At 66.8% G+C, this 22,765-nt stretch carries 21 protein-coding genes; 14 read left to right on the forward strand and 7 right to left on the reverse strand.

What is annotated here, in order from left to right; translation table 11 throughout:
* Nucleotides 1–43 precede the first annotated feature (43 nt).
* The 10 genes from GQ464_RS18200 (at nucleotide 44) to GQ464_RS18240 (ending at nucleotide 8,471) form a co-directional block, all read left to right on the forward strand.
* A complete protein-coding gene (locus GQ464_RS18200) occupies nucleotides 44–1,732 on the forward strand; it encodes a S41 family peptidase (RefSeq protein WP_166977771.1) in 1,689 nt (562 codons plus the stop codon).
* Nucleotides 1,733–2,093: 361 nt separating this feature from the next.
* Nucleotides 2,094–2,798 (forward strand): MotA/TolQ/ExbB proton channel family protein, encoded by a 705-nt coding sequence (locus tag GQ464_RS18205; protein WP_166977773.1) that lies wholly within the window; start codon nucleotides 2,094–2,096, stop codon nucleotides 2,796–2,798.
* Nucleotides 2,799–2,848: 50 nt separating this feature from the next.
* On the forward strand, nucleotides 2,849–3,124 hold the full coding sequence (locus GQ464_RS18210) for a hypothetical protein (RefSeq protein WP_166977775.1): 276 nt from the start codon (nucleotides 2,849–2,851) through the stop codon (nucleotides 3,122–3,124).
* A 34-nt stretch (nucleotides 3,125–3,158) separates the two neighbouring features.
* On the forward strand, nucleotides 3,159–3,713 hold the full coding sequence (locus GQ464_RS18215) for an ExbD/TolR family protein (protein WP_166977777.1): 555 nt from the start codon (nucleotides 3,159–3,161) through the stop codon (nucleotides 3,711–3,713).
* A gap of 53 nt (nucleotides 3,714–3,766) precedes the next feature.
* A complete protein-coding gene (locus GQ464_RS18220; RefSeq protein ID WP_166977779.1) occupies nucleotides 3,767–4,219 on the forward strand; it encodes an ExbD/TolR family protein in 453 nt (150 codons plus the stop codon).
* 4 nt (nucleotides 4,220–4,223) lie between these two features.
* On the forward strand, nucleotides 4,224–4,355 hold the full coding sequence (locus GQ464_RS18790; protein ID WP_262899679.1) for a hypothetical protein: 132 nt from the start codon (nucleotides 4,224–4,226) through the stop codon (nucleotides 4,353–4,355).
* A 5-nt stretch (nucleotides 4,356–4,360) separates the two neighbouring features.
* The gene (locus tag GQ464_RS18225; RefSeq protein WP_166977781.1) at nucleotides 4,361–5,383 is read left to right on the forward strand and encodes an isocitrate/isopropylmalate dehydrogenase family protein; all 1,023 of its coding nucleotides are present in this window, start codon (nucleotides 4,361–4,363) and stop codon (nucleotides 5,381–5,383) included.
* A gap of 22 nt (nucleotides 5,384–5,405) precedes the next feature.
* Nucleotides 5,406–5,861: a DUF4293 family protein gene (locus GQ464_RS18230; RefSeq protein ID WP_166977783.1), complete on the forward strand. Its 456-nt coding sequence runs from the start codon at nucleotides 5,406–5,408 to the stop codon at nucleotides 5,859–5,861.
* A 39-nt stretch (nucleotides 5,862–5,900) separates the two neighbouring features.
* The gene (locus GQ464_RS18235) at nucleotides 5,901–6,821 is read left to right on the forward strand and encodes a DMT family transporter (RefSeq protein ID WP_166977785.1); all 921 of its coding nucleotides are present in this window, start codon (nucleotides 5,901–5,903) and stop codon (nucleotides 6,819–6,821) included.
* Nucleotides 6,822–6,902: 81 nt separating this feature from the next.
* Nucleotides 6,903–8,471: a B12-binding domain-containing radical SAM protein gene (locus tag GQ464_RS18240; RefSeq protein WP_166977787.1), complete on the forward strand. Its 1,569-nt coding sequence runs from the start codon at nucleotides 6,903–6,905 to the stop codon at nucleotides 8,469–8,471.
* Here the strand turns inward: GQ464_RS18240 and GQ464_RS18245 are convergent.
* Nucleotides 8,440–9,510 (reverse strand): glycosyltransferase family 2 protein, encoded by a 1,071-nt coding sequence (locus tag GQ464_RS18245; RefSeq protein WP_166977789.1) that lies wholly within the window; start codon nucleotides 9,508–9,510, stop codon nucleotides 8,440–8,442. The genes GQ464_RS18240 and GQ464_RS18245 overlap by 32 nt on opposite strands.
* Nucleotides 9,511–9,666: 156 nt before the next feature.
* On the opposite strand from GQ464_RS18245, the gene GQ464_RS18250 reads away from it, so the two are divergent.
* Nucleotides 9,667–12,033, forward strand: coding sequence for a glutamine--tRNA ligase/YqeY domain fusion protein (locus GQ464_RS18250; protein WP_166977791.1), 2,367 nt, complete (start codon nucleotides 9,667–9,669; stop codon nucleotides 12,031–12,033).
* Nucleotides 12,034–12,053: 20 nt separating this feature from the next.
* Here the strand turns inward: GQ464_RS18250 and GQ464_RS18255 are convergent, their stop codons facing one another.
* From GQ464_RS18255 to GQ464_RS18270, 4 genes are all read right to left on the reverse strand, one after another.
* Nucleotides 12,054–13,064, reverse strand: coding sequence for an AAA family ATPase (locus GQ464_RS18255; RefSeq protein ID WP_166977793.1), 1,011 nt, complete (start codon nucleotides 13,062–13,064; stop codon nucleotides 12,054–12,056).
* Nucleotides 13,065–13,151: 87 nt separating this feature from the next.
* Nucleotides 13,152–14,516: a peptidylprolyl isomerase gene (locus GQ464_RS18260; protein ID WP_228350438.1), complete on the reverse strand. Its 1,365-nt coding sequence runs from the start codon at nucleotides 14,514–14,516 to the stop codon at nucleotides 13,152–13,154.
* Between the two features lie 145 nt (nucleotides 14,517–14,661).
* Nucleotides 14,662–15,540 (reverse strand): peptidyl-prolyl cis-trans isomerase, encoded by an 879-nt coding sequence (locus GQ464_RS18265; RefSeq protein WP_228350439.1) that lies wholly within the window; start codon nucleotides 15,538–15,540, stop codon nucleotides 14,662–14,664.
* Nucleotide 15,541: 1 nt separating this feature from the next.
* Nucleotides 15,542–17,590, reverse strand: coding sequence for a peptidylprolyl isomerase (locus tag GQ464_RS18270; RefSeq protein WP_228350440.1), 2,049 nt, complete (start codon nucleotides 17,588–17,590; stop codon nucleotides 15,542–15,544).
* Between the two features lie 206 nt (nucleotides 17,591–17,796).
* Here GQ464_RS18270 and GQ464_RS18275 point away from each other — a divergent pair, with 206 nt between their 5' ends.
* The 3 genes from GQ464_RS18275 to gltX all read left to right on the forward strand — a co-directional run bounded on the left by GQ464_RS18275 (nucleotide 17,797) and on the right by gltX (nucleotide 20,572).
* Nucleotides 17,797–18,378, forward strand: coding sequence for an RNA polymerase sigma factor (locus tag GQ464_RS18275; protein WP_166977797.1), 582 nt, complete (start codon nucleotides 17,797–17,799; stop codon nucleotides 18,376–18,378).
* A gap of 47 nt (nucleotides 18,379–18,425) precedes the next feature.
* A complete protein-coding gene (locus tag GQ464_RS18280) occupies nucleotides 18,426–18,974 on the forward strand; it encodes a zf-HC2 domain-containing protein (RefSeq protein WP_166977799.1) in 549 nt (182 codons plus the stop codon).
* A gap of 107 nt (nucleotides 18,975–19,081) precedes the next feature.
* A complete protein-coding gene (gltX, locus tag GQ464_RS18285) occupies nucleotides 19,082–20,572 on the forward strand; it encodes a glutamate--tRNA ligase (RefSeq protein ID WP_166977801.1) in 1,491 nt (496 codons plus the stop codon).
* Nucleotides 20,573–20,596: 24 nt separating this feature from the next.
* Here the strand turns inward: gltX and GQ464_RS18290 are convergent, their stop codons facing one another.
* Nucleotides 20,597–21,643, reverse strand: a complete 1,047-nt coding sequence (locus GQ464_RS18290) for a phosphotransferase family protein (protein WP_166977803.1) — start codon at nucleotides 21,641–21,643, stop codon at nucleotides 20,597–20,599.
* A complete protein-coding gene (gene meaB, locus GQ464_RS18295) occupies nucleotides 21,640–22,749 on the reverse strand; it encodes a methylmalonyl Co-A mutase-associated GTPase MeaB (RefSeq protein WP_228350441.1) in 1,110 nt (369 codons plus the stop codon). The genes GQ464_RS18290 and meaB overlap by 4 nt, the downstream gene beginning before the upstream one ends.
* Nucleotides 22,750–22,765 lie beyond the last annotated feature (16 nt).

Consider the following 22,765-nt stretch of genomic DNA (forward strand, 5'->3'; position numbering starts at 1 on the left):
TGTGACCTTCCTTTTTCACCCTAATCAAGGAGAAAAGGCTTCCATGCGGCAAAGAAAGTTTTACACGTTCGGGGCGATGCTCCTGCTCGTTGGTATGCTGCTCGGCGTGCAGATCGGCGCCGTCATCTTCCACGACGACACAGCCCGGGCCCTCAAGAAGCTCGAAGACGCCTTCATCCTGATCAACCAGCGCTACGTCGAGGAGGTCGATTCGGCCGAGCTGGCCGAGCGGGCCATCAAAGGCATGCTCGAAGCGCTGGATCCGCACTCGGTCTACATCGACGCCGAGCGGATGAAGCGGGTGACGGAAGACTTCGATGCCTCGTTCGAGGGGATCGGCATCGGGTACGAGCTGGTGCCGGGGCCGGACGGGCAGGACACCCTGACCGTGCTGAACGTCATCCCCGGCGGGCCCAGCGAAGAGGCCGGCCTGCTCTCGGGGGACCGCATCATCGCCGTCGATGGGGCCAGTGCCATCGGGTACACGCACGAGGACGTGCAGCGTAACCTGAAAGGCCCCCGGGGCACCCGGGTGACGGTGACCGTGCTGCGCCCCGGCTACCCGGACACGCTCGAGGTGACCATCACCCGGGACAAGATCCCCATCTACACCGTCCTCTCGGCCTATATGCTCGACGAGAAGACAGGCTACCTCAAACTGGATCGCTTCGCCCGGACCACCTACGCCGAGTTCATGCAGGCCATGCGCCGGCTGAAGGCCCAGGGGATGGAACGCCTGGTGCTCGACCTCCGCGGAAACGCCGGCGGCTACATGGAGATGGCCATCCGCATCAGCGACGAGTTCCTGAAAGAGGGACAGCTGATCGTTTCGCAGCGCGGCCGGCTGCCGGAGACGAACGAAGCCTACTACGCCCGGCCCGGCGGCCTCTTCGAAGACAAACCCGTCATCGTCCTCGTCGACGAGCATTCCGCCTCGGCCAGCGAGATCGTGGCCGGGGCCCTGCAGGACCACGACCGGGCGCTCATCGTGGGCCGGCGTACCTTCGGAAAAGGGCTCGTCCAGAAACAGTACCTGCTCGACGATGGCAGCGCGCTCCGGGTAACCGTGGCCCGGTACTACACCCCCTCCGGCCGGCTCATTCAAACCCCCTACGACAACGGCGACCGGGAGGACTACTATCGCACCAAGCTCGAACTCCAGAAAGAGTTCGAGACGATGAGCGCCGAAGAGATCCTGAACCACATTCCGGACTCGCTCAAATTCACCACCGACACCGGGCGCGTCGTCTTCGCCGGCGGTGGCATCCTGCCCGACTACATCGTCAAAGGCGAGCGCACCTCGCCCTTCCTGCAGGCCGTGCTCCGGGGCGGGGTCGAGAACGACTTCGTGCGCTACTGGCTCGACCGGAACGCCGAAACCGTGCACGCGCGCTGGGACGGCCGGCGGGACGCTTTCCTCAATACGTTCGAGGTGACCGACGAGATGCTGGCCGCCTTCTACCGCTTTGCCGGGGAGAAGGGCATCCGGGTCGTCGATGAGAAGCCGGCCGGGGGCGAGGAAAACGGCAAGGTGCAATACTTCACACGGGACGAGGTCGGGCAGGACGAGGCACAACTGCGGGCCTTGCTGAAGGGACGGATCGCCACCCGGCTCTACGACCGCAGCGCCTGGTATCCGGTCATCAACCGGATCGACCGCACCCTGAATGAAGCGATGAAACTCTGGGCACCGGCCGAAAACCTCAGCTTCCATCACGGGGAGGGCGGCTGAGGCCGTTGTCCGTCGAAAAAACGCAACGGGGGCGTGCGGGGTTTTCTCGCGCGCCCCTTTGTGTTGCCGGGGCGGCTACACGTTGGGCTCACCGGGGAGCAACTTCGGCGCCGTTTGTGTGTCCAGGCATAGACGGGGGGTGAGGCAGGGCGCCCCGGCGTCTGCGCCTGCATTGACAATCCCGCGGAGAATGGATATTATCCGTTCTCGATACCGGCAAACAGCAGCGGCGCTGCAACATTGTCTTGGCATTGTTGGGAGACGGGGCCGTATATTGACCCCTCGTTGGACCCCCACCAACCCCACAGCCGACCTCTCATCCTCGGAACCTAACCAATCGCTTTCTGGAGGAAAACCATCCATGAACCTTTTCAGTGTGCTTCTCATGCTGCCGCAGGAGGCAGGTGACGATGGGTTTGTCAACGTGCTGGTTCAGCGGTTCAATGAGGGGGGCGACTTCATGTGGCCCATTCTCATCGCGCTGATCATCGGCCTGGCCATTGCCTTCGAGCGCATCATCACGCTCAACCGTGCCGACATCAACACCCGCAAATTCATCCTGAAGGTGAAGCAGGCGCTCGAAGAGGGCGGCATTTCGGCTGCCGAGGAGGTCTGTGCGAACACGCGGGGGCCGGTCGCCTCGGTTTTCCAGGCCGGCCTGCTTCGTCACGACGAGGGCATCGAGGCCGTTGAGAAGGCGGTCGTCTCGTACGGCTCGATCGAGATGAGCTTCCTGGAGCGCGGCCTCGTCTGGCTCTCCCTCTTCATCGCGCTGGCGCCGATGTTCGGCTTCCTCGGCACGGTCGTCGGCATGGTGGCCGCCTTCGACGCCATCGAGCAGGCCGGCGACATCTCGCCGAGCCTCGTGGCCGGCGGTATCAAGATCGCCCTGCTGACGACCGTCTTCGGTCTGATCTCGGCCATCATCCTGCAGTTCTTCTACAACTACGCCGTGTCCAAGATCGACCGGATCGTGGTCGACATGGAAGAGGCCTCCATCGAGCTGATCGACTCCCTGGTGCTGCTGCAGGCCGGCCGCCCGATCGCCGAAAAAACGGAAGGTTGATGCGACCGGTCGTGCGTTTTCCAATCACCCGATTTTAGCACCGAGAGAAGATGGAAACCCTGGTTCCTTATGCGATCTGGGCCGTGCTGCTGCTGGCAGGTATCGGTCTGCTCCTGATCGTCCTGTTTGGCCTGCGTAACCTGACCTTCGGGAAGGTCAGCCCGGTCTCGATTGCCATCGTGGCCCTGCCCGGCCTGCTGATGCTCGGGCTCGGCCTGGGGCTGGGCGACTGGGCCCAGGCCGGTGTGATCACCTTCCTGGTGATGCTCCTGCTCGCGCTGCTTTCACTCTTCCTGTCGAGCCTGCGCGGGTTCATCGGCCTGTAACCGAACCGTTTCGGAACCCTAACGTCCCAACACCATGGCTGGACTTTTGAAAAAGAAGGAGCGCCGGGGCGCCGAGATCCCGACCGCCTCGATGGCGGACATCGCGTTCCTGCTGCTGATCTTCTTCCTGGTGACGACCACGATCGACGTCGATACCGGCATCGGGATGGTGTTGCCGCCCAAGCTGGAAGAGGACATGGAACCCCCGCCCGTGCGGGAACGCAACATGCTCAAGATCCTGGTCAACGAGCAGGGCATGGTGCTCATCGAGGACAAGCCGGCCACGATGAACGTCATCCGCGAGGAGGTCAAGCGGCACGTGCTCAACTACGGGCAGGATCCGGATTACTCGGAGAACCCGGGCAAGGCCGTCGTCTCCATCAAGACGGCGCGCGGCACCCCTTACAACGCCTACATCGAGGCCCTTGACGAGGTGTGGATGGCCTACTTCGAGATGTGGGACGCCGAAGCACGCCAGCTCGGCTATCCCAACTACGACGCCTACGTCAAAGCCATCGGAGACGGCCCCAACGAGATCCGGGAGAAGATCAAAGCCCAGATCTCGATTGCCGAACCGGACCCGGCCTGAGGCGCCCGCCGGCCGCTCCGCTCGTCCTCTTCGCCAAGCCGTAGACTGCGCTCATGTCCACACACTTCAAAAAGAAAAGCAAGACCTCCCAGGAGATCCCGACGGCGTCCATGCCGGACATCATCTTCATGCTGCTGATCTTCTTCATGGTCAGCACCGTGCTCCGGGAGACCACCGTGCAGGTGCGAACGCGCCTGCCGCAGGCCGAAGCGATCACCAAGATCGAACAGAAGCGCCTCATCTCGTACATCTGGATCGGCCCCAGGAAACTGGCCAACAACCGCCTCGGCGAGACGGCCGTTCAGATCGACGATGCCCTCATCGAAGACATCTCGACGATCCGCACCATCATGTGGCGCAAGCTCAACGAGCAGCCCAAGCTGATCGTCTCGCTCCGGGTCGACGAGACGTCGGAGATGGGAACCGTGCTGGACGTACAGCAGGAGCTGCGGGAGGCCGGAACGCTCCGGATCAACTATTCCACGAAGCGGCTGCTGGCCTCCTGACGGTGTGAACATTTCCGAAAACCCCGAAGCCCTGCCCTGGCAGGGCTTTTTTTATGGACGCCGGGCCCGTAAGTTTGCCGGACACGCGGGCCCGGAGGCGCCGGTGCCCGGCGAGGCCCGCAAGCCCATTCCCTGATCGTTATGGCGTATCGCATCACCCTGCTGCCGGGTGACGGCATCGGACCCGAAGTGACCGACGCCGCCGTGGCGGTGCTGGAGGCGACCGGCCTCCGCTTCGCGTGGGAGCGCTTCGAGGAGGTCGGCGCGGCCGCCCTGCAGCGCTACGATACGCCGCTGCCCGAACCCGTTCTCGACTCGATCCGCAAGAACCGCGTGGCCCTCAAAGGACCCGTCACCACGCCGGTGGGGAAAGGCTTCAAGAGCGTCAACGTGCAGCTCCGGCAAAAGCTGGACCTCTACGCCAACGTGCGGCCCTGCAAAAGCCTGCCCGGCATCGAGACACCGTTCAAGAACGTGAACCTGGTCATTTTCCGGGAGAACACCGAGGGGCTCTATGCGGGTATCGAGAACTACGACGAGCGGCTGGAGATCGCCGACTCCATCGCCCGGATCTCGCGGAAAGGTTCGCAACGCATCATCCGGTTCTGCTTCGAATACGCGCGCCGGCACGGCTTTCGCAAGGTGACGCTCGTGCACAAGGCGAACATTCTGAAGCTGACGTCGGGTATGTTCCTGAACATCGGCCGGGAGATCGCGCAGGAATATCCGGAGATCACGTTCAACGACCGGATCATCGACAACATGTGCATGCAACTCGTCGTGCGTCCCCAGGATTACGAGTGCATCGTGACGACGAACCTGTTCGGGGACATCCTGAGCGATCTGGCGGCCGGGCTCGTCGGCGGGCTCGGGATCGTGCCGGGGGCCAACATCGGGGACGCCTGTGCCGTGTTCGAGGCCGTCCACGGCAGCGCGCCGGACATCGCCGGGCAGAACCGGGCCAACCCGACGGCATTGATCCGCAGCGCTGTCATGATGCTCCGGCACCTGGGCGAGCACGCCGCCGCCGACGCCGTCCGGGATGCGCTGTACGAAACGTTCCGCGAAGGCCGGTACCTGACGGCCGACCTCGGCGGATCGGCCACGACGTCGCAGTTCACCGAGGTGGTGGCCGATCGGGTGCGGCAGCGCGTTTCCGGCTGACGACGAAACGGTTTCTGTTGCCATGATCCAGCGTATACAATCGCTTTATCTTTTGCTCGGTGCCGCGGCTCTGGCGGTGCTGGTTTTCGGTCTCCGTGCCACCTGGCAGGTGCCCGCCGCGGCCGCGCAGTCCTGGTACGTGCCGGCCGTGACGGGACTCGGCAGCCTGACGGCGCTGGCCGCCCTGGCGGCCATCTTTCTGAACAAGGACCGGCGCTTTCCGAACCGGATGCTGCCCGGGTTGCGGTTGCAGCGCCGGGTCGTCGTCGGGGTGCAGGTGCTCGCGGTCGTGTTTCTGCTCGTCTTTTTCGTGGGATTCTACCTGGCCCAGGCGCTCCCGCGGCTGACCGACGCCGGCGGGATCCTGGCGCTGGGGCTGCCCGTGCTCGCCTACGTGGGCTTCTACCTGGCCCGGCGCGGCATCGACCGGGACATCCGGGAGCTCGAAAAGGCGGAGCAGTTTCGCCTGCGGGACTGACCGGCCGGGTCTTCGGAGCGTGGGGGGAGGTACCTGACTATGCATGCAAAACGGCCGGATCATCCCGTACGGCCGCCCGTCGTCTATCCCCTGCTGTTTTTCGGGCTGATGAGCTTTTCCATCAGCCCGATCCTCGTTCGGTTTGCCGCCGAGGCGCCGGGGCTGGCCGTGGCGGTCTGGCGGACGGGGCTGGCCGTGCTGATGCTGGCCCCCTTCGCCCTGCCGCGGATCGGGGCCGAGGTACGGGCTTTTACCCCCCGGGAGCGGTTGCTCATCATCGTGGCCGGGGTGATGCTGGGGTTGCACTTCGTCACGTGGATCGAGTCGCTCTATCACACCTCCGTCGCCAGTGCGTCGGTCATCCTCTCGGTCACGCCGCTGCTGCTCGGGCTGTTCGGGTACTGGTTGCTGGGGGAGCCCCTCACGCGCCGGCTCGTCGCGTCGATCCTGCTGGCCATGACCGGGACGGCGCTCATTGCCTGGGGCGACAGCGTGGACGAGCGGGCCGTCGGTTCCCTGTTCGGTAACGGGCTGGCGCTCGCGGCCGCCTGCTTCCAGTGTTTCTACCTGCTCATCGGGCGGGTCATCCGGCGCCGGACGTCCTGGCTGGCCTATGTCTTTCCGCTCTACCTCGTCGCGGCGCTGACGACCCTGGCGACGGCGCTGCTGCGGGGCGTGTCCCTGCTGGGCTACGATCCGATCATCTATGTGCTGTGCGGGCTGATGGCCCTGTTGCCTCAGATCACCGGGCACGGCTCGTTCAACTATGCCCTGCGGTACTTCACGGCGGCCCTGCTCGGGTTGCTGGCCCTTACAGAACCGGTCATCGCCTCCTGGCTGGCTTACCTGCTCTTCGACGAGATGCCCACGGGGATTGCCCTGGCGGGGATGGTCGTCGTGCTCGTCTCGGTGGCGGTGGTGCTTATCCGACGGCGTCCGGCGCGCGTGGAGACGATCTGAGCCGCCAGACGGCTTGCACCGGAGGAGAACGGGGGTTAAGTTCAGTTTGAACTTTTCTTGAAGCCGATCTCCCCGAACGCCATGAAGAAGCTTCGCGTCGGCGTCGTCGACATCCTCGGCAAGTCGGTCAGCCGGAAAGCCTTCTCGCGCTACATGCGCGCCAACAACGCCAGCATCATGCCGCAGGCGATTGCCGTCTGGTGTGCGGAGATGGGGCACGACGTCGCCATGGCCTATTACGACGGCCCGGTGCTGCTGACGGGGCGCGAGCACGAACGACCGGATCTGGTCTTCATCAACGCCTATTCGCAGACGGCGATGCTCGCCTACGCGCTGAGCGCCCGGTACCGGGCCCAGGGGGCCGTGACGGTCCTCGGCGGGCCGCACACCCGCTCCTACCCGGAACACGCCGTAAAATATTGCGACTATGCCCTGGGTTTCACCGACCGTGAGCTCGTCGAGGCGGTGCTGCAGGATTGCGCCCCGTACCGGCCGGAGGGGCAATACCTCTCGGCGGCGCGGCAGCCGTTCGACGTGCCGGGCGTGCGAAGCCGCTGGCCCTACATCCGGATGACGATGGCAAAGGCGCCCCTCCTGCGCACGATCCCCATCCTCGGCAGCCTCGGCTGTCCCTACACGTGCAGCTTCTGCATCGACGCCGGCGTCCCGTACCAGCCTCTCGACTTCGACGTGCTCCGGGAAGACCTGCGTTTCCTGGTGAAGAACTGGCCCCCCCGGGCCCTGCTGATCTGGCACGACCCCAACTTCGGGGTACGCTTCGACGACTACCTGGGCGTCATCGAGGAGGCGGTGCCGCCGGGTAGCCTCATCTTTGCGGTGGAAAGTTCGCTCTCGCTCCTGAAGGAAGAGAACGTCCGGCGCCTGGCCCGGGCCGGCTGCCGTGTCATCGCGCCGGGCATCGAGTCCTGGTTCGACCTCGGCGACAAGTCGAAGATGCGAAGCATCCGTGGCATGGAGAAGGTGCGGCGCGTGGCCGAGCAGATGCGCATGATCGCCTCGTACATCCCCTATACCCAGGGCAACTTCATCTTCGGCCTCGATCAGGATGAAGGTCCCGAGCCGTTCGAGCTGACCAAGCGGTTCATCGACCTGGCACCGGCCGTCTACCCCCATTTCTCCCTGCTGACCTCCTACGGCCGCAACGCCCCGGCCAACCTCGCGTACCAGCGGGCCGGGCGGGTCCTGAACGTTCCGTTCCATTTCCTCAACCAGCTCCATGCGCTCAACGTTCGGCCGAAGCACTATGCGTGGCCGGAGCTCTACGGCCACATCGCCGACCTCTATGCCTATGCCTTTTCCTGGAAGGCGATCGCGCGGCGTTTCCGGGCCGGTGCCGGGAGGCTGGCCGCGCTGGAACAGGTCTTCCGGGCCATCTCGTCGGAGCGGAACCACAAGATCCGCAGCCATCTCCAGATGAAGCGCCGGCTGGAAGATCCGGAGGTGCGTCGCTATTTCGAGGGAGAGACGACGACCCTGCCCGACTTTTTCGTCCGCCCGGTCTACGAGGATCTGGGACCGCTGGCCCGCTGGTTCCCCGAAGAGGCCCTCTATCACGATCCAAACGCCTACCTGAAGTCGCTCGGCGAGTCGTCCGGCTTTACCCTTCGTGCGGGGCGGGCGGTGGCCTGAGCGGCGGGGCGGCTTCGTCCGGGTGGAAGAAGCAGGCCGGCGGCAGGTCGCGGAAGCGCCGGCGCCCCCGGAGGAAGTAGTCGAGGACGATGCTGCCGCGGTAGTAGGGGCCGGTGCGGCACCGTTCGGGGCGGGCATCCCGGTAGGCGTCCTTCATCCGGTGGGCGTCCCGGTAGGCGCGGGCGATGGCGGCGGCCTCGGCGGGGCGGCCGGCGAGCAGGGCCCGGGCGGCGGCCAGCGCGTCGAGCAGGGCGCGCCGGGGAAAGATCCGGCGCCAGGCCCGTGGCGGGAGGTTCTTGTAGAGCAGGAGCAGGTTGTTGCGGAAGTTGTAGTAGGCCTTTCGCGTATCGCTCCGGGGCAGCGAGCCGCCGCCGATGTGGTAGACGACGCTGCGGGGCACGATACGTACCCGCCAGCCCTGCCGCCACAGCCGCCAGCACAGGTCGATCTCTTCCATGTGCATGAAGAAGCGCTCGTCGAGCAGGCCCACGGCGTCGAGGGCCCGGCGGCGCAGCAGGAGGGCGGCGCCGGTGGCCCAGAAGACATCGCGCTCGTCGTCGTACTGCCCTTCGTCTTTTTCCAGAGAGAAGAAGACCCGTCCCCGTGTGAAGGGATACCCGAAGCGATCCAGGTAACCCCCGGCCCCCCCGGCGTATTCGAAGTGGTCGCGACGGTCATACTGGAGCAACTTCGGCTGCGCCGCGCCTACCGATGGATCGGCCTCCATCGCGGCCACGAGCGGGGCCAGCCAGTCCGGCGGTACCTCGACGTCGTTGTTCAGCAGCACGACGTACTCGCCCGAAGCGTGGGGCAGCGCCGCATTGTTGCCCCGGCAGAAGGCCCAGTTCTCGGGATGCCGGACGATCTTCACCGATGGAAAGGTGCGGTGCACCCACGCCGCCGAGCCGTCGGTGGAGGCGTTGTCCGCCAGGATGATCTCCAGCGGCTCGTACCGCGTGGCCACCACCGACGGCAGGCACCGCTGCAGCAGCGGCAGGGCGTTCCACGAAACGATGATGATCGAGACGGGAGGCGGCAAAGGGCTTTTCGGCTTGCGTTTCGGGTTGAAAACCGGAAGATTTCGTGTCGGGTGGGGCTTGCGTCCTACCGCTATGGCCGGCCCGGTGCGAAGCTTTTCCGGCGGGCCGGCGTTCAAGAGCCCCCTACCGCACTACGGGCACGAACCTTTTCAGGCATGGCCGAAGATACGATCCACACCCCTGTCACGCATCCGGACCGCGACGACGCGGCACGGAGCAACTTCATCCGCGATCTCGTCGAGGAAGACCTGCGGAGCGGGCGCATCCGGCAGGTCGTGGTCCGCTTTCCGCCCGAGCCGAACGGCTACCTGCACATCGGGCACGCCAAGTCGATCTGCCTCAACTTCGGCCTGGCCGAAGAGTTCGGCGGCGTCTGTCACCTCCGCTTCGACGACACCAACCCGGAGACGGAGGACCTCGAATACGTCGAGGCCATCAAGCGGGACGTCCGCTGGCTCGGCTTCGACTGGGGCGACCGGGAGTTCTATGCCTCGGACTATTTCGAACAGCTCTACGACTGGGCCGTCGAGCTCATCAAGCAGGGCAAGGCGTACGTGGACGATCTGAGCCTGGAGGAGATTCGGGAATACCGGGGCACGGTCACCGAGCCCGGGCGGGAAAGCCCGTACCGGAACCGCCCGGTGGAGGAGAACCTGCGCCTCTTTGCGGAGATGCGGGCCGGCAAGTACCGCGACGGCGAGAAGGTGCTGCGGGCCCGGATCGACATGGCTTCGCCGAACATGAAGATGCGGGATCCACTCATGTACCGCATCCGTCACGCCCGCCACTACCGGCGCGGTACCGCGTGGTGTATCTATCCGATGTACGACTGGGCGCACGGGCAGTCCGACGCCATCGAAGGCATCACCCATTCGATCTGTACCCTCGAGTTCGAAAACAACCGGGAGCTCTACGACTGGTTTCTGGACAACCTGGGCATCGACCCCCGCCCGCACCAGTACGAGTTTGCCCGGTTGAACCTCACCTACACCGTGATGAGCAAGCGCAAGTTGCGGGCGCTGGTGGAGGGGGGCTACGTCCGGGGCTGGGACGATCCCCGCATGCCCACGATCTCGGGCATGCGCCGGCGGGGCATCACCCCGGAAGCCATCCGGCGTTTCTGTGAGCGCATCGGCGTCACGAAGGTCGACAGCCGCGTCGATGTGGGCCTGCTCGAACACACCATCCGGGACGACCTCAACTTCCGCGCCCCGCGCGTCATGGGGGTGCTGCGCCCGCTCAAGGTGGTCCTCACCAACTATCCCGAGGGCCGGGTCGAGTGGCTGGACGCCTCCTACTGGCCGCACGACGTGCCGAAGGAGGGAAGCCGGAAGGTGCCCTTCGGCCGCGAGCTCTACATCGAGCAGGACGACTTCATGGAAGACCCGCCGCGCCGTTTCCATCGCCTGGCGCCGGGCCGCGAGGTGCGCCTCCGCTATGCCTACATCATCCGGTGCGAGGAGGTCGTCAAAGATGCCGACGGCAACGTGGTGGAGCTGCGCTGCACCTATGACCCCGAGACGAAGAGCGGCGGGGCCCGGGCGAACCGGCGCGTCAAGGGCACGATCCACTGGGTCGAGGCCACGCACGCCCTCCCGATGGAGGTGCGCCTCTACGACCGGCTCTTCAATGTGCCCGATCCGGAGGAGGCATCCGGAGACGGCCGCGAGGACTTCATCGCACACCTCAACCCGGCGTCCCTCGTCGTCCTGCCGGAGGCCCGCATCGAGCCGAGTGTGGCGGACGACCCCCCGGAGACGCGCTACCAGTTCGAACGCCAGGGCTATTTCTGGCAGGACCCGGTCGACTCGAAGCCCGGTGCCCTCGTCTTCAACCGGATCGTGTCCCTGCGCGACTCGTGGGCCAGGATTGCCAGGAAGGCGGAAGCGGCGCCGGCGCAGACGTCCCGTAGCCCGCGTCCCGGGCCGGCGAAAAGCCCGGCCCCGGCGCCGGTCGAGCGTGATCCATACGAGACCCTCACGCCCGCGCAGCGTCGCCGCTTCGACCGGCTGACCGGGCTGGGGCTCGGGCGGGAGGAGGCGTCTGTTCTGGCCGTGGACGCGGCGCTGGCGGCCTACTTCGAACAGGTGCGGGCGGTGCACGACAACCCCGTCTCCGTCGCCAACTGGCTCGTCCACGAGGTGCAGCGGGCACGGAAGGAGACGCCGCTGGAGGCGCTGCCCTTCGGCCCGGAGGCCGTCGGCAGGCTGGTGGCGCTGGTCGACCGGGGCGTCATCACCGGGCGCATCGCCAAGGAGGTTTTCGAGGAGATGATGGCGCACGGCGGCGACCCCGAGACCATCGTCGAGACGAGGGGGCTGCGGCAGGTGGCCGATCCCGAGGCCCTGGCGCCGGTCGTCGAAGCCGTGCTGGCCGCCTTTCCGGAGAAGGTGGTGCAGTACCGGGAAGGGAAGAAGGGGCTGCTGGGTTTCTTCGTGGGCCAGGTGATGCAGCGGACGCAGGGCCGTGCCAACCCCGAGCTTGCCCGCGATCTGCTCACGGACCGCCTGGCGACGACGTGACGCGGCGGAGGCCCGGTGGCCTAGGCGTCATGCTTCATGTGCGCCAGGAGGCGTTCGATGAGGTCCACGGTGGAGATGCCCTCGGCCTCCGCGTTGAAGTTGGTCACGATGCGGTGGCGCAGAACGGGCACGGCCATCCGGTTGACGTCCTCGACGAGCGGGGTGAGACGGCCGTCGAGCAGGGCCAGGGCCTTGGCGCCCAGGATGAGGTACTGCGAGGCGCGGGGGCCGGCCCCGTAGCTCAGGTAGTTGGTCACGAAGTCGGGGGTACCGTCCCGTCCCGGGCGCGTCTTGCCCACGAGCGAGACGGCGTATTCGATGACGTGGTCGGCCACCGGCACCTGCCGGACGAACGACTGGAAGAGGAGCAGTTCCTCCTTCGTCATGACGGGCTCCACCTCGACGTGGCGGGCGCTGGTGGTGTTGCGCACGACCGCCACCTCCTGGTCGAATGTGGGATAGTCGAGCCAGAGGTTGAGCATGAAGCGGTCGAGCTGGGCTTCGGGCAGGGGATAGGTGCCTTCCTGTTCGATGGGGTTCTGGGTGGCCAGGACGAAGAAGGGTTCTTCGAGCACGAACGTTTGCCCGGCGGCCGTCACGCGGTGTTCCTGCATGGCCTCCAGCAGGGCGGCCTGCGTCTTGGGCGGGGTGCGGTTGATCTCGTCGGCCAGGATGACGTTGGCGAAGATCGGGCCCTGCATGAACTTGAAGTGGCGGCGGCCGGTGGCGGCGTCTTCCTCGATGATCTCCGTGCCGGTGATGTCGCTCGGCATCAGGTCGGGGGTGAACTGGATGCGGTTGAAGCTGAGATGGAGGGCATCGGCCAGGGTGCGGATGAGCAGCGTCTTGGCCAGGCCCGGCACGCCGACGAGCAGGACGTGTCCCCGGCAGATCAGGCTCACGAAGACCATGTCGATGATCTCCTGCTGTCCGACGATCACCTTGCCGATCTCATCGCGGAGTCGCTGGTAGCCTTGTTTGAGTTCGTCGAGGTCGACCGGCGGGGCCGGGGAGTGCTGCGCTTGCGTCATACTTGATCAGGCTTGGGGGAGGGAAGCGGAGGCGTGCCCATCCGTCTATCGCCCCCCGCGAAGGAAATGTTTCGTGCCGGCGCGGAATCAGTTGCGCCGGGCGACGAGGGATTCGCTCGCCGCGCCCCGGATGTCGATGTAGACGCTCTCGCGGAGCTTGTCGAGCCAGGCGGCAAGTTCCCGGTTTTGCTTCTCCCGCAGGGCGTATTGTTCGATCAGTGCGTAGTCCGTCTCGAGGTTGACCCGGTGTTCGGGGACGCGCCGTTCCAGCCGGACGATGTGGTAGGCCCGCCGGCCGTTGAGCAACTCGACCTCGGCCGGTTCGCTGATCTGGCCTTCCTGCAGGCCGCTCAGGGTGGCCTGCCAGCGCGGTCCGAGGGCGGCGAGGACAAGGTCCCGTTCGCCGGTGCGGGGGTCGATCACGCGGCCGCCCCGCAGCGCCGAAGATTGCTCTTCGGAGTGCCGCCGTGCCATGAGCTCGAACGGCATGCCGTGGGTCAGGATGGAGTCGCGCACGGCGTTGAGATAGGCGATGGCCTCGCTCGGGTCAGCCTTGCTCTCGTCGAAGGCGATGAGGATGTGGTTGTAGTCGATGACGTCGCCGAGGCGGCGGTTGACCCGGAGGATGTGCAGGCCGAACTGGGTCTCGAAGACCTGCGAGATCTCCCCGATGGGGATACGGGCGGCCACGGCCGCAAACTCGGGCACGACCTCACCCAGGCGCATGTTCTCGTAGCGCCCGCCGTTCTGCGCCGAGCCGGGGTCGTCCGAGAACAGCCGGGCGTATTCCTCGAAGGAGACGCGGCCGGTCACGATGGAGTCGCGGATGGCCGTGATGACTTCCATGGCCTCCCGGCGTGCTTCCTCGGTGATTGCGGGGAAGCGCACGATGTGGCTCAGGCGGACCGTCTCGGGGAAGGTGGGCAGCGAGTCGGTAGGGAAGCGGTTGAACCAGGCCTTCACCTCGCTCGGGGTGATCTTGATCTGCCGGAGCTTGCGGCTGCGGAACTGGTCGGCCAGCAGTTGATCCCGGAACTCCTCGCGCAGGTCGGCCTTGATCTCGACGAGGCTCTTGCCGTAGATCTCTTCGAGCCGGTTGGGGCCGCCGAGCTGGGCGGTCATCTGCTGGATGCGTTGTTCCAGCGCCTGCTCCACCTGATCGTCCGTCACCTGGATGGTGGTGTCCCGTTTGGCGTGGATGGTCAGGACTTTTTCGTTGATGAGCTGGTTGAGGGCCTGGTTCCAGAGGTCTTTCGAGTATTCGAGGTCCTGTTGTTGCCGGAGCAGGCCGACGACGAAGGCGTCGACGTCGGAGCGGAGGATGATCTCCTCGCCGACGACGGCGACGATCTCATCCAGCACCTTCATTTCCTGGGCTCGTCCGTCGTAGGGAAGGAGGACGATCAGCAGGAGGGCAAGCAGCAGCCCCGTATGTTTCGAGCAAAGGGTCATGATCCGGTAAGGCGCGGGTTGGATTCGTGCCGGTGGCCGCAGAGCAGGAACGGGGGGAGCGGGGGGGTATTGCGGCGTAGAAAAAGGAACGGGACGCACGTCGGGGATGCGTCCCGGCCCCGGTCCCTGGTTGCGGGATGCCGTTTCATCGGATCTCCAGGGCTTCCCGAGCCAGGGCCTCGTTCCGCAAACGTTGAACCTGACGGGCGTACATCTGTTTCCGGGCTTCGATCATGAGGCGTTGCTTCAGTTCTTCTTCGATCCAGGCCGGTTCGGGCACGGTGCCGGCGGGGATGCGCTCGACGAGCTGGAGGACGTGGTGCCGGTTGCCGAAGGCAATGAGGGGGGCCAGCTGGCCGTCGTTCAGGGTGCGGAGGACTTCCTGGAGGCGGGGTTGTGCGGAGAAGAGCCGGGCTTCGGGGTGGTAGGTTCCGGACAGGCTCAGCACGCCCTCGGGGTCTGCGGCAAAGCGGGTGGCAATGTGGACCCAGGCCGAGTCCGGGTCGGGTCCGGTCCGGGCTGCCGCGAGCCGTTCGTGGGCCAGGGCGGCCGAGTCGGGGTCCGGATGGGCCAGGTAGCGGATGCGCACATAGGGTTCGCGGAGGCGAAGCTGCTCGCGGTGCTGCTCGAAGTAGGCCTGTATGCTGGCCGGCGAGGGCTCCGAGAGTTCGTTTTCGTACAGGCGGTTGATGTAGGCGCTGATGAGCACCGACCGCTCGTTGTCTTCGAGCAGGCGTCGCACGGCGGGGTCGTCGCGCAGGTTGAGCCGCCGGGCCTCCCGGTAGAGAAGCTCGTTGCTGATCCATTGCTCGATGATCTGCCGGCTGGTCTCGGCCGAGTCGGCGACGAAGGGCAACGTCTCCAGCGCGGCGGCCAGTTCGCCGCGGGTCAGGTAGCGGTCGCCCACGCGAGCGATGTAGTCGGGGGCGGGGGATTCCGGCCGGCATCCGGCCAGCACGGCCAGCATCGCCGCGGCCCCGATCCAGGGTGCCGGTACGCTGCGTAGCACGGAGCGGAGGATCATCTTACTGCGTGGCGGTGGACGAAGCCGGGGCGGCACGTTCCCGGGCGAAGACCCCGGCGAGGCGTTCCGGGAACGTCCGGGCGCGGTAACGCGCGCGGAGCCGCTGCAGCAGGGCCGCTTCGAGCACCTTCTGATAGTCGTTGAGGACTTCGGCCCGGGCCTCCTCGAACGTCTTGGCCCGCGGCGGTTCGACGCCGTCGTTGAGGAGCAGCACGAACCCGCGGTTGTAGGGCAGGACGCCGGTCAGGCCGCCGACCGGCAGGTCGAGGGCCCTGTCGAAGACCGATTCGGTCCGGTCGGCGATGAAGGTCGTGTCTAGGCGCAGCCCGGGCTCGTGCCGGACGTCCTCCCACACCGTTGCGACACTTTCACCGCCGGCCAGGCGCGTGCGCAGCGCCTTCAGCAGCGAGTCCGACCGGTGATGGAAGCCGAGGATCCGCTTGCGCTCGGGGAACCAGTAGGCTTCCCGGTGGGCGTCGTAATGGGCCTGCAGGGCGGCCGAGTCCCGGGCCGCTGCGTTCCAGACCGAGTCTTCCATGAGCCGGAAGAGCAGCAGCCCGTTGCGGAACTCCTCCATCGTGGCGCCAAACTCGGGGTCACGCTCTTCCAGCCGGTCCACCTCGAGATCGATGGCGCAGTAGTTGAGGAACAGGTCCACGGCCCGGAGGAGGGTGCTCCGGTGGTCGGCTCCGCGGGGGATGGGGTTGTTCTGCGTGAAGGCGACCAGGTCGCCCAGGGTGTAGGAAGTGTTGCCGACTGCGGCGAAGGGGACGGCCCGCAGGCTGTCGGCGAGTCGTCCGGCTTTCAGCAGCCGGTGCGTCGAGTCGGCGCCTACGTCGGGGAAGGCGGCCAGGACGCGCGTGGTGTCGATCCGGGTGCCGAAGCTGCGGCGAAGTGCCCGGGCGAACTGCTCATTGCCCCGTTCGGCCCGGGGCAGGCGGGCCAGCGTCTTCTGCAGGTCGGGGCGGGCCTCGTCGTAGGCGGGGAGGTCCCGGCGCTCCGTGACGGTCAGCAGGTGATAGCCGAACGGGGTCAGTACGGGTTCCGAGACGTCGCCGACGTTCTCGAGGGCGAAGGCGGTCGAACGCAGGGGCTCGATCAGGCGGCTGTCGTAGCTGACCCAGCCCAGATCCCCGCCGGCCCGGGCAGTCCCCCCGTCATCCGAGTGTTGACGGGCCACGTCGGCGAAGGACGCGCCGGCTTCCAGCAGGGCACGGAGGGAGTCGACGCGGGCGAGCGCCGCCGCCGTGTCGGCCGGGGTATTGCCCTGCACCCGTACCATGATGTGGCTCAGGCGCACGTCCGGGGGACGGGCTTTGCGGTCGTGCACGTACACCAGGTGGTAGCCGTACTCCGAGCGGAACACGGGAGAGACGTCCCCTACCGGCGTCCGGTATGCCGCATCTTCGAAGGCCTTCACCATCCGGCCGCCGGAGAAGTAATCCAGGTATCCCCGTGCGCCGAGCCCGTCGCCCCGGGCCGAGGGGTCCTCGGAATGGCGATAGGCCAGGTCGCCGAAGTCCACGCCCATCAGGACCGAGTCCCGCAACGCCGAGATTTTTTCGTACGCGGCCAGGGTGTCCTCCGGGGCGGCGTCCGGGGGCACGCGGATCAGGATGTGGCTCGCCGCGATGACTTCCTTCTGTTTCTCGTACAGATCCCGGAGCAACGGCTCGGTCACCTCCTGTTCGAGCAGGTAGGGGCGTGCGAGTTGTGCCCGGTAGGTGGCGATCTCCTGCTGGAGGGCACTGTCTTCGCGCAGGCCCGCGTCCTCGGCAGCCCGCACCTTGAGTTTGAAGTCGAGGTATCGTTCCAGGAAATCACGGTAGGCGTCGAGCGAGTCCTCGGCGGCACGGGCCCGCCCGCCCACCGTGCGGGCGTACTGCCGCTCGAATTCCTCTACCGTGACGCGGCCGCCCTCGTAGACGGCCAGCACGTTCGGGGCGAGCGGTGCGTCGGTGGCAGGCTGCCGTGTGGCGCTGCAACCGGCGCCCGTCAGAAACAGGAGAAGGAGTACCCCGATTCCGGGGAAAGCATGGTTCCGCCACATAGTCGGTAGAGAAAGGGATGCCATCAGCAGACGTGTTTCATTAACCCAAACAACATAGGCGTGCCGTTCAGAGGAGGCAATGCGTTTTTCCATGAAGAATGCGGATCGGAGGCAGGGGCCGGGCCGGGCGCGCCGCGGCAACTTTCGGGGGCGAAACCGGTCTTAACCTGGACACCCTTTTTCGCAGATGCCGACGGTCTCCCACCATGCACGTGGACGACAACGCCCTGATCGAGGCCTTTCAGACGGGCGACGAGTTTGCCTTCGTCTCCCTCTACAACCGTTACAAGGGTCCTGTCTACGCTTTCTGTGTCAAAATGCTCCTGGACCGGACGCTGGCGCAGGACGTGATGCAGGAGACCTTTCTACGGGTGTACGAAAACCGGGACCGGCTGATGAAGTCGGGCTCTTTCAAGGCCTGGCTTTTCACCATTGCCCGGAACCAGTGCCTGAACCAGCTTCGCCGGAAACACCGGCAGGTGCCGCTGGAGCCGGATGCGGTGCCGCTGCTGCGCAGCCCGGACGTTCCGGCCGCGCACATGGAAAAAAGCGAGCAGGTGGAACTCGTCAACCGCTTTCTCGAACGGCTCAAACCCGACTACCGGGAGGTGCTCATTCTGCGGGAATACCAGAACCTGAGTTATGAGGAGATTGCGGCGGTGACGCGCAGCACCCTCAGCGCCGTCAAGTCCCGGCTTTTCAAGGCGCGGCGCAAGCTGGCCGATTTCATGGAGCCGGTGCTCGATCAGGCAGCGGGCGAGTCGCCTCGAACCCCGCCGGCCGCCTGATCGCCCGGCATCCGGTCTTTCTTCGAGCCATTCCTTTCGACAGGATCATGTATACATCCCCCTTTCCGGCCTACGGTGCGGGTCCGTGCGGCGGCGCAGCGGAGGAGGCGTTGAACCTCTACCTCGACGGCGAGCTGCCGTCGGAGCAACAGCCTGCCCTCTTTGCCCATCTGGCCGCCTGCGAGGCCTGCCGCCGCCGCTTCGATGCCGTGCTGAAGTTTCGCCGCATGAGCCGTCTGGAGTACCTGACGGTGCCGCCCTCGGTCGACGACGACTTCTTCGAGCGGCTGGCCCGGCACCGGGCCTTCGCCCTCCGGGTGGACCGGAGCGCCGAGCGCCGCTCGCTCTGGCAGCGCCGGGCCGTCGTCTCGTTCCGGGCCGCCGTGCTCGTGGCCCTGCTGCTGTTCCTGGTCGGGGTGCTGCTGCCCGAAGCGCCGGCTCCACCCCGGACGGTGGTGATGCCGCCCGTGCACGGCGAAGAGGAACGGATCGAGTTCGCCGACTTCGAACTGCCGCCGCGACGCCTGGAGGCGGTCTACGTCTTCTACCCCGGTCTCACCATCGAGGCGACGCAGACGGCAGGGGGTGAGAACTGATTTCATCTCAAATCTGCTTGAAAAGGCCGGAAACGGAGGAATAAGGGGGCCGTGCTTCGTATCATCAGCCCGGTTCACCTTGTTCCGGAACAACCTTGTCCGCGTTGATGGCCGAGACCGTTCGCGTTCGCTTCGCCCCCAGCCCGACGGGCCTGCTGCACATCGGCGGGCTTCGGACGGCCCTCTACAACTACCTCTTCGCCCGCAGGCACGGCGGGGCGTTCCTTCTCCGCATCGAGGATACGGACCGTACCCGCTTCGTGCCGGAGGCCGAAGATGACATCCTGGCCTCGCTCCGCTGGGCGGGGCTGGAGATCGACGAGGGGCCGGAGCAGGGCGGCCCGCACGCACCCTACCGCCAGTCGCAGCGGCAGGCGATCTACCGGGAACACGTGCAACGGCTGCTCGAGGCCGGGCATGCCTACGTGGCCTTCGACACGCCGGAGGAACTGGAGCAGATGCGCACGCGCCTGGCCACGGAGGACGACCCGTCGCCGAAGTACGATGCCCGAACGCGGCAGCACATGACGAACAGTCTCACGCTGCCGGCGGAGGAGGTGGCCCGCCGCCTCGCGACCGGCGAGCCGCACGTGGTGCGCCTGAAGGTGGAACCGGGCGAGACGATCCGGTTCCACGACCTGATCCGGGGCGAGGTCGCCATCGAAACCGACCAGGTGGATGACCAGGTGCTCCTCAAGTCGGACGGCCTGCCGACCTATCACCTGGCGAACGTCGTCGACGACCATCTCATGGGGATCACCCACGTCATCCGGGGGGAGGAGTGGCTGCCCTCGACGCCGAAGCATCTGCTGCTCTACCGCGCCTTCGGATGGGAACCGCCCCGGATGGCTCACCTGCCGCTGATCCTGAGCCCGAACGGCGGCAAGCTTTCGAAGCGCAACGCCGAGCAGGCCGGCATCCCGGTGTCGGTTCGGCAGTACCGCGAGGCCGGCTATGAGCCCGAGGCCCTGGTCAACTTCCTCGCCTTCCTCGGGTGGAACCCCGGCGACGAGCGGGAAATCCTTTCGCTTCAAGAGCTGATCGAAGCATTCTCGCTCGACCGCGTGGGCTCGGCCGGAGTTCAGTTCAACCTGGACAAGCTCCAGTGGTACAACGAGCAGTATCTCCGCCGGATGCCGCTCGACCGGCTCGTAGAGCGAGCCAGGCCCCACGTCGAACGGGCCGGCTACACGGCCGACGACGCCTATCTCCGGCGGGTGGCCGCGCTCATGCAGGAGCGGATCCGCTTCGCGCACGAACTGGCGACCGCCTGCCCGTACTTCTTCGAGGATCCGGTGACGTACGACGAGGCCGGCGTCAGGAAACGATGGAAGGACGACGCCCCCGGCCTCGTGTCTGCGTACGCGGACCGGCTCGAAGCCCTGGATCGTTTCGACGCCGCCACGGCCGAGGCCGCGCTCCGGGCCCTGGCTGAGGCGCGGGGCGTCGGGGCCGGTCGCATCATTCACCCGACCCGGCTGGCCCTGAGCGGCGTCACGTTCGGGCCGGGGCTTTTCGAGATGATGGAGGTGCTGGGGCGCGAGACGTGCCTGCGTCGCCTGCGCCGGGCCGTTGCGGTGCTGGGCGACGGGCGTTGAACCTGGCGTGATGCGGGCGGGCATTTAAGCCGTTATTGCAAGGAAAACCTCCCGGACCACCGGGTCGGTGGGGGGGAGGCCGTCGTACAGGTAGCCCGCCTGGAACGGCCCGGCGGCGCGGACGAGCAACTCGCAGGCGAAGTGGACGGCGTACAGGTCGCGTTCCTCGTCGTCGAACAGTGCGGGGGCGTCCGCTTCGAGCATGCGGTGATAGGCGGTAAGGAACGCCTTGCGGAAGGTGTTGACCCGCCGGCGGGCGGAGGCGTTCGGAGCGCGATGGGCGAGCATCCAGAGGTGGGCGTCCAGATGGGCCACGTCCTGCAACGGCCGGCCGAAGTGAGCGAACTCCCAGTCGATCAACCGGAGGGTGCCGTCCCGGCCGGGGAGGATGGAGCGGGGCCACAGGTCGCCCATGATGAGGCAGCGCCCGGGTTGCAGGAGGGCGTCGCCGAGGGCCAGGGCACGTTCGGCCAGGTGTGCGGCGCCGGGCGGGCCGAGCCGGCGGAGGAGGTCGGCCACGGCGGCGTACTGTACCGCACGGCGCGTCGTCTGGATGGCCCGGTTGTCGAAGGTTCGGGCCAGCATGGGGTCCCCGAGCGTGCGGGCATGGAGCCGGGCGATGAACGCCCCGAGCCGGGTACCGGCTTCGCGGATCGTCGCGGCCGGGGTGGCGGCGTAGAGCCAGGCGTGCAGGTCGGGGCGGCTGCCCGCGTCCTCCATGAACAGAAGCGCACGTTCGGGTACGAAGCCGAGTGGCCGGGGGGGACGGACGGCCTCGGAGACAAGGCCGGCCAGGTGCCCTTCGGGACTCAGGGTGGTGAGGGCATGGGCCTCGAACCGGAGGCGCGAGGGGTCGAGCGGCACCGCCGGTGCCGAGGCGAGGTGCGGCGGGGCGTGCTTGGCGATGACCGGTGCCGGGCGGCCGGGAACGCGCCAGACGTGGTTCAGCAGCCCCCCGCCGAGCGATTCCGGCATCCCGGCCGGCTCGAACCCCGGAACACAGGCGCCGGCCAGGCGACGGATCTCGTGCGGGCTGAAAGGAGGGGCTTTGGTTTGTTCCGTCAACGTCACGGTGTTTCTCGGGCGGTGTAGAGCGCCAGCAGCTTCTCCGCCGCCGTGAAGGGACTCGTCCGGCCTTCGAGCACCTCGGCTTCGAGCCCGGCCAGGGCGGCCCTGACCCCGGGATGGTTGAAGAAATGCTCGCGGAGCCGGTACTCGATCGTTTGCAGCATCCATTCTCTGGCCTGGCGTCGCCGGTTCTCCTCGAAGTATCCGCTGGCGATGGCTTGTTCCCGGTAGGTCTGGATCGTCTGCCAGAGGGCCTCCAGGCCCTCGCCGGTGCGGGCCGAGCAGGTGAGCACGGGCGGTTTCCAGCCGGAGGGAAGGGGAGGAAAGAGGCGGAGGGCGCTCTGGTACTGTCCCTGCGCCAGCCGGGCCGCCCGCACGTTGTCCCCGTCGGCCTTCGTCACGACCACGGCGTCGGCCATCTCGATGAGGCCCCGCTTGAGGCCCTGCAGTTCGTCCCCGGCGCCGGCAAGCACGAGCACCAGGAAGAAATCGACCATCGAGTGCACGGTCGTTTCCGACTGCCCGACGCCGACCGTCTCGATGAAGATCAGGTCGTACCCGGCGGCTTCGCAGAGGAGGATCGTCTCGCGGGTGGTGCGGGCGACGCCGCCGAGCGAGCCGCCGGCGGGAGAGGGGCGGATGAAGGCGTTTTCGTCCGTGGCCAGGCGCGGCATGCGGGTCTTGTCGCCCAGGATGCTTCCTTTCGAACGCTCGCTCGTCGGGTCGATGGCCAGGACGGCGAGGCGGTGACCGGCGGCGGTGAGGCGTGTCCCCAGGGCTTCGATGAGGGTGCTCTTCCCGGCACCCGGCGCCCCGGTGATGCCGATCCGCAGGGAACGTCCCGCCAGGGGCAGGCACTGCTCGACGACGGCCCGGGCCTGCGCCCGGTGCTCCGGCCGGGTGCTCTCGATGAGCGTGATCGCCCGGGCCAGTGCCACCCGGCTGCCGGTGCGGAGGCCCTCGACGATCGCCTCGACGGAGATCGCCTCGACGGACCACGTCCGCCCCCGTCCGGCCCGGAGGCCCGGGTTGATCGACGGCGGCTCCGGCACACCTTCCTGCACGCGGAGGGCCTTGTTCGTCTCAGAGGGAGGGTGGGGGTTGGTCAAGACGGCTTGGCGGGTT

This window comes from Rhodocaloribacter litoris (genome assembly GCF_011682235.2).
Lineage (GTDB): Bacteria > Bacteroidota > Rhodothermia > Rhodothermales > ISCAR-4553 > Rhodocaloribacter > Rhodocaloribacter litoris.

Excerpts from the sequence above, each read along its gene's own strand:
- GQ464_RS18250 (WP_166977791.1), top strand. The coding sequence starts at position 9,667 with ATGGCCGAAGATACGATCCACACCCCTGTCACGCATCCGGACCGCGAC.
- GQ464_RS18240 (WP_166977787.1), top strand. The coding sequence starts at position 6,903 with ATGAAGAAGCTTCGCGTCGGCGTCGTCGACATCCTCGGCAAGTCGGTC.
- GQ464_RS18260 (WP_228350438.1), bottom strand. The coding sequence starts at position 14,516 with ATGACCCTTTGCTCGAAACATACGGGGCTGCTGCTTGCCCTCCTGCTG.
- GQ464_RS18235 (WP_166977785.1), top strand. The coding sequence starts at position 5,901 with ATGCATGCAAAACGGCCGGATCATCCCGTACGGCCGCCCGTCGTCTAT.
- GQ464_RS18210 (WP_166977775.1), top strand. The coding sequence starts at position 2,849 with ATGGAAACCCTGGTTCCTTATGCGATCTGGGCCGTGCTGCTGCTGGCA.
- GQ464_RS18230 (WP_166977783.1), top strand. The coding sequence starts at position 5,406 with ATGATCCAGCGTATACAATCGCTTTATCTTTTGCTCGGTGCCGCGGCT.
- GQ464_RS18265 (WP_228350439.1), bottom strand. The coding sequence starts at position 15,540 with ATGATCCTCCGCTCCGTGCTACGCAGCGTACCGGCACCCTGGATCGGG.
- GQ464_RS18205 (WP_166977773.1), top strand. The coding sequence starts at position 2,094 with ATGAACCTTTTCAGTGTGCTTCTCATGCTGCCGCAGGAGGCAGGTGAC.
- GQ464_RS18200 (WP_166977771.1), top strand. The coding sequence starts at position 44 with ATGCGGCAAAGAAAGTTTTACACGTTCGGGGCGATGCTCCTGCTCGTT.
- gltX (WP_166977801.1), top strand. The coding sequence starts at position 19,082 with ATGGCCGAGACCGTTCGCGTTCGCTTCGCCCCCAGCCCGACGGGCCTG.
- GQ464_RS18275 (WP_166977797.1), top strand. The coding sequence starts at position 17,797 with ATGCACGTGGACGACAACGCCCTGATCGAGGCCTTTCAGACGGGCGAC.
- GQ464_RS18270 (WP_228350440.1), bottom strand. The coding sequence starts at position 17,590 with ATGTGGCGGAACCATGCTTTCCCCGGAATCGGGGTACTCCTTCTCCTG.
- GQ464_RS18220 (WP_166977779.1), top strand. The coding sequence starts at position 3,767 with ATGTCCACACACTTCAAAAAGAAAAGCAAGACCTCCCAGGAGATCCCG.
- GQ464_RS18215 (WP_166977777.1), top strand. The coding sequence starts at position 3,159 with ATGGCTGGACTTTTGAAAAAGAAGGAGCGCCGGGGCGCCGAGATCCCG.
- GQ464_RS18225 (WP_166977781.1), top strand. The coding sequence starts at position 4,361 with ATGGCGTATCGCATCACCCTGCTGCCGGGTGACGGCATCGGACCCGAA.
- GQ464_RS18280 (WP_166977799.1), top strand. The coding sequence starts at position 18,426 with ATGTATACATCCCCCTTTCCGGCCTACGGTGCGGGTCCGTGCGGCGGC.
- GQ464_RS18255 (WP_166977793.1), bottom strand. The coding sequence starts at position 13,064 with ATGACGCAAGCGCAGCACTCCCCGGCCCCGCCGGTCGACCTCGACGAA.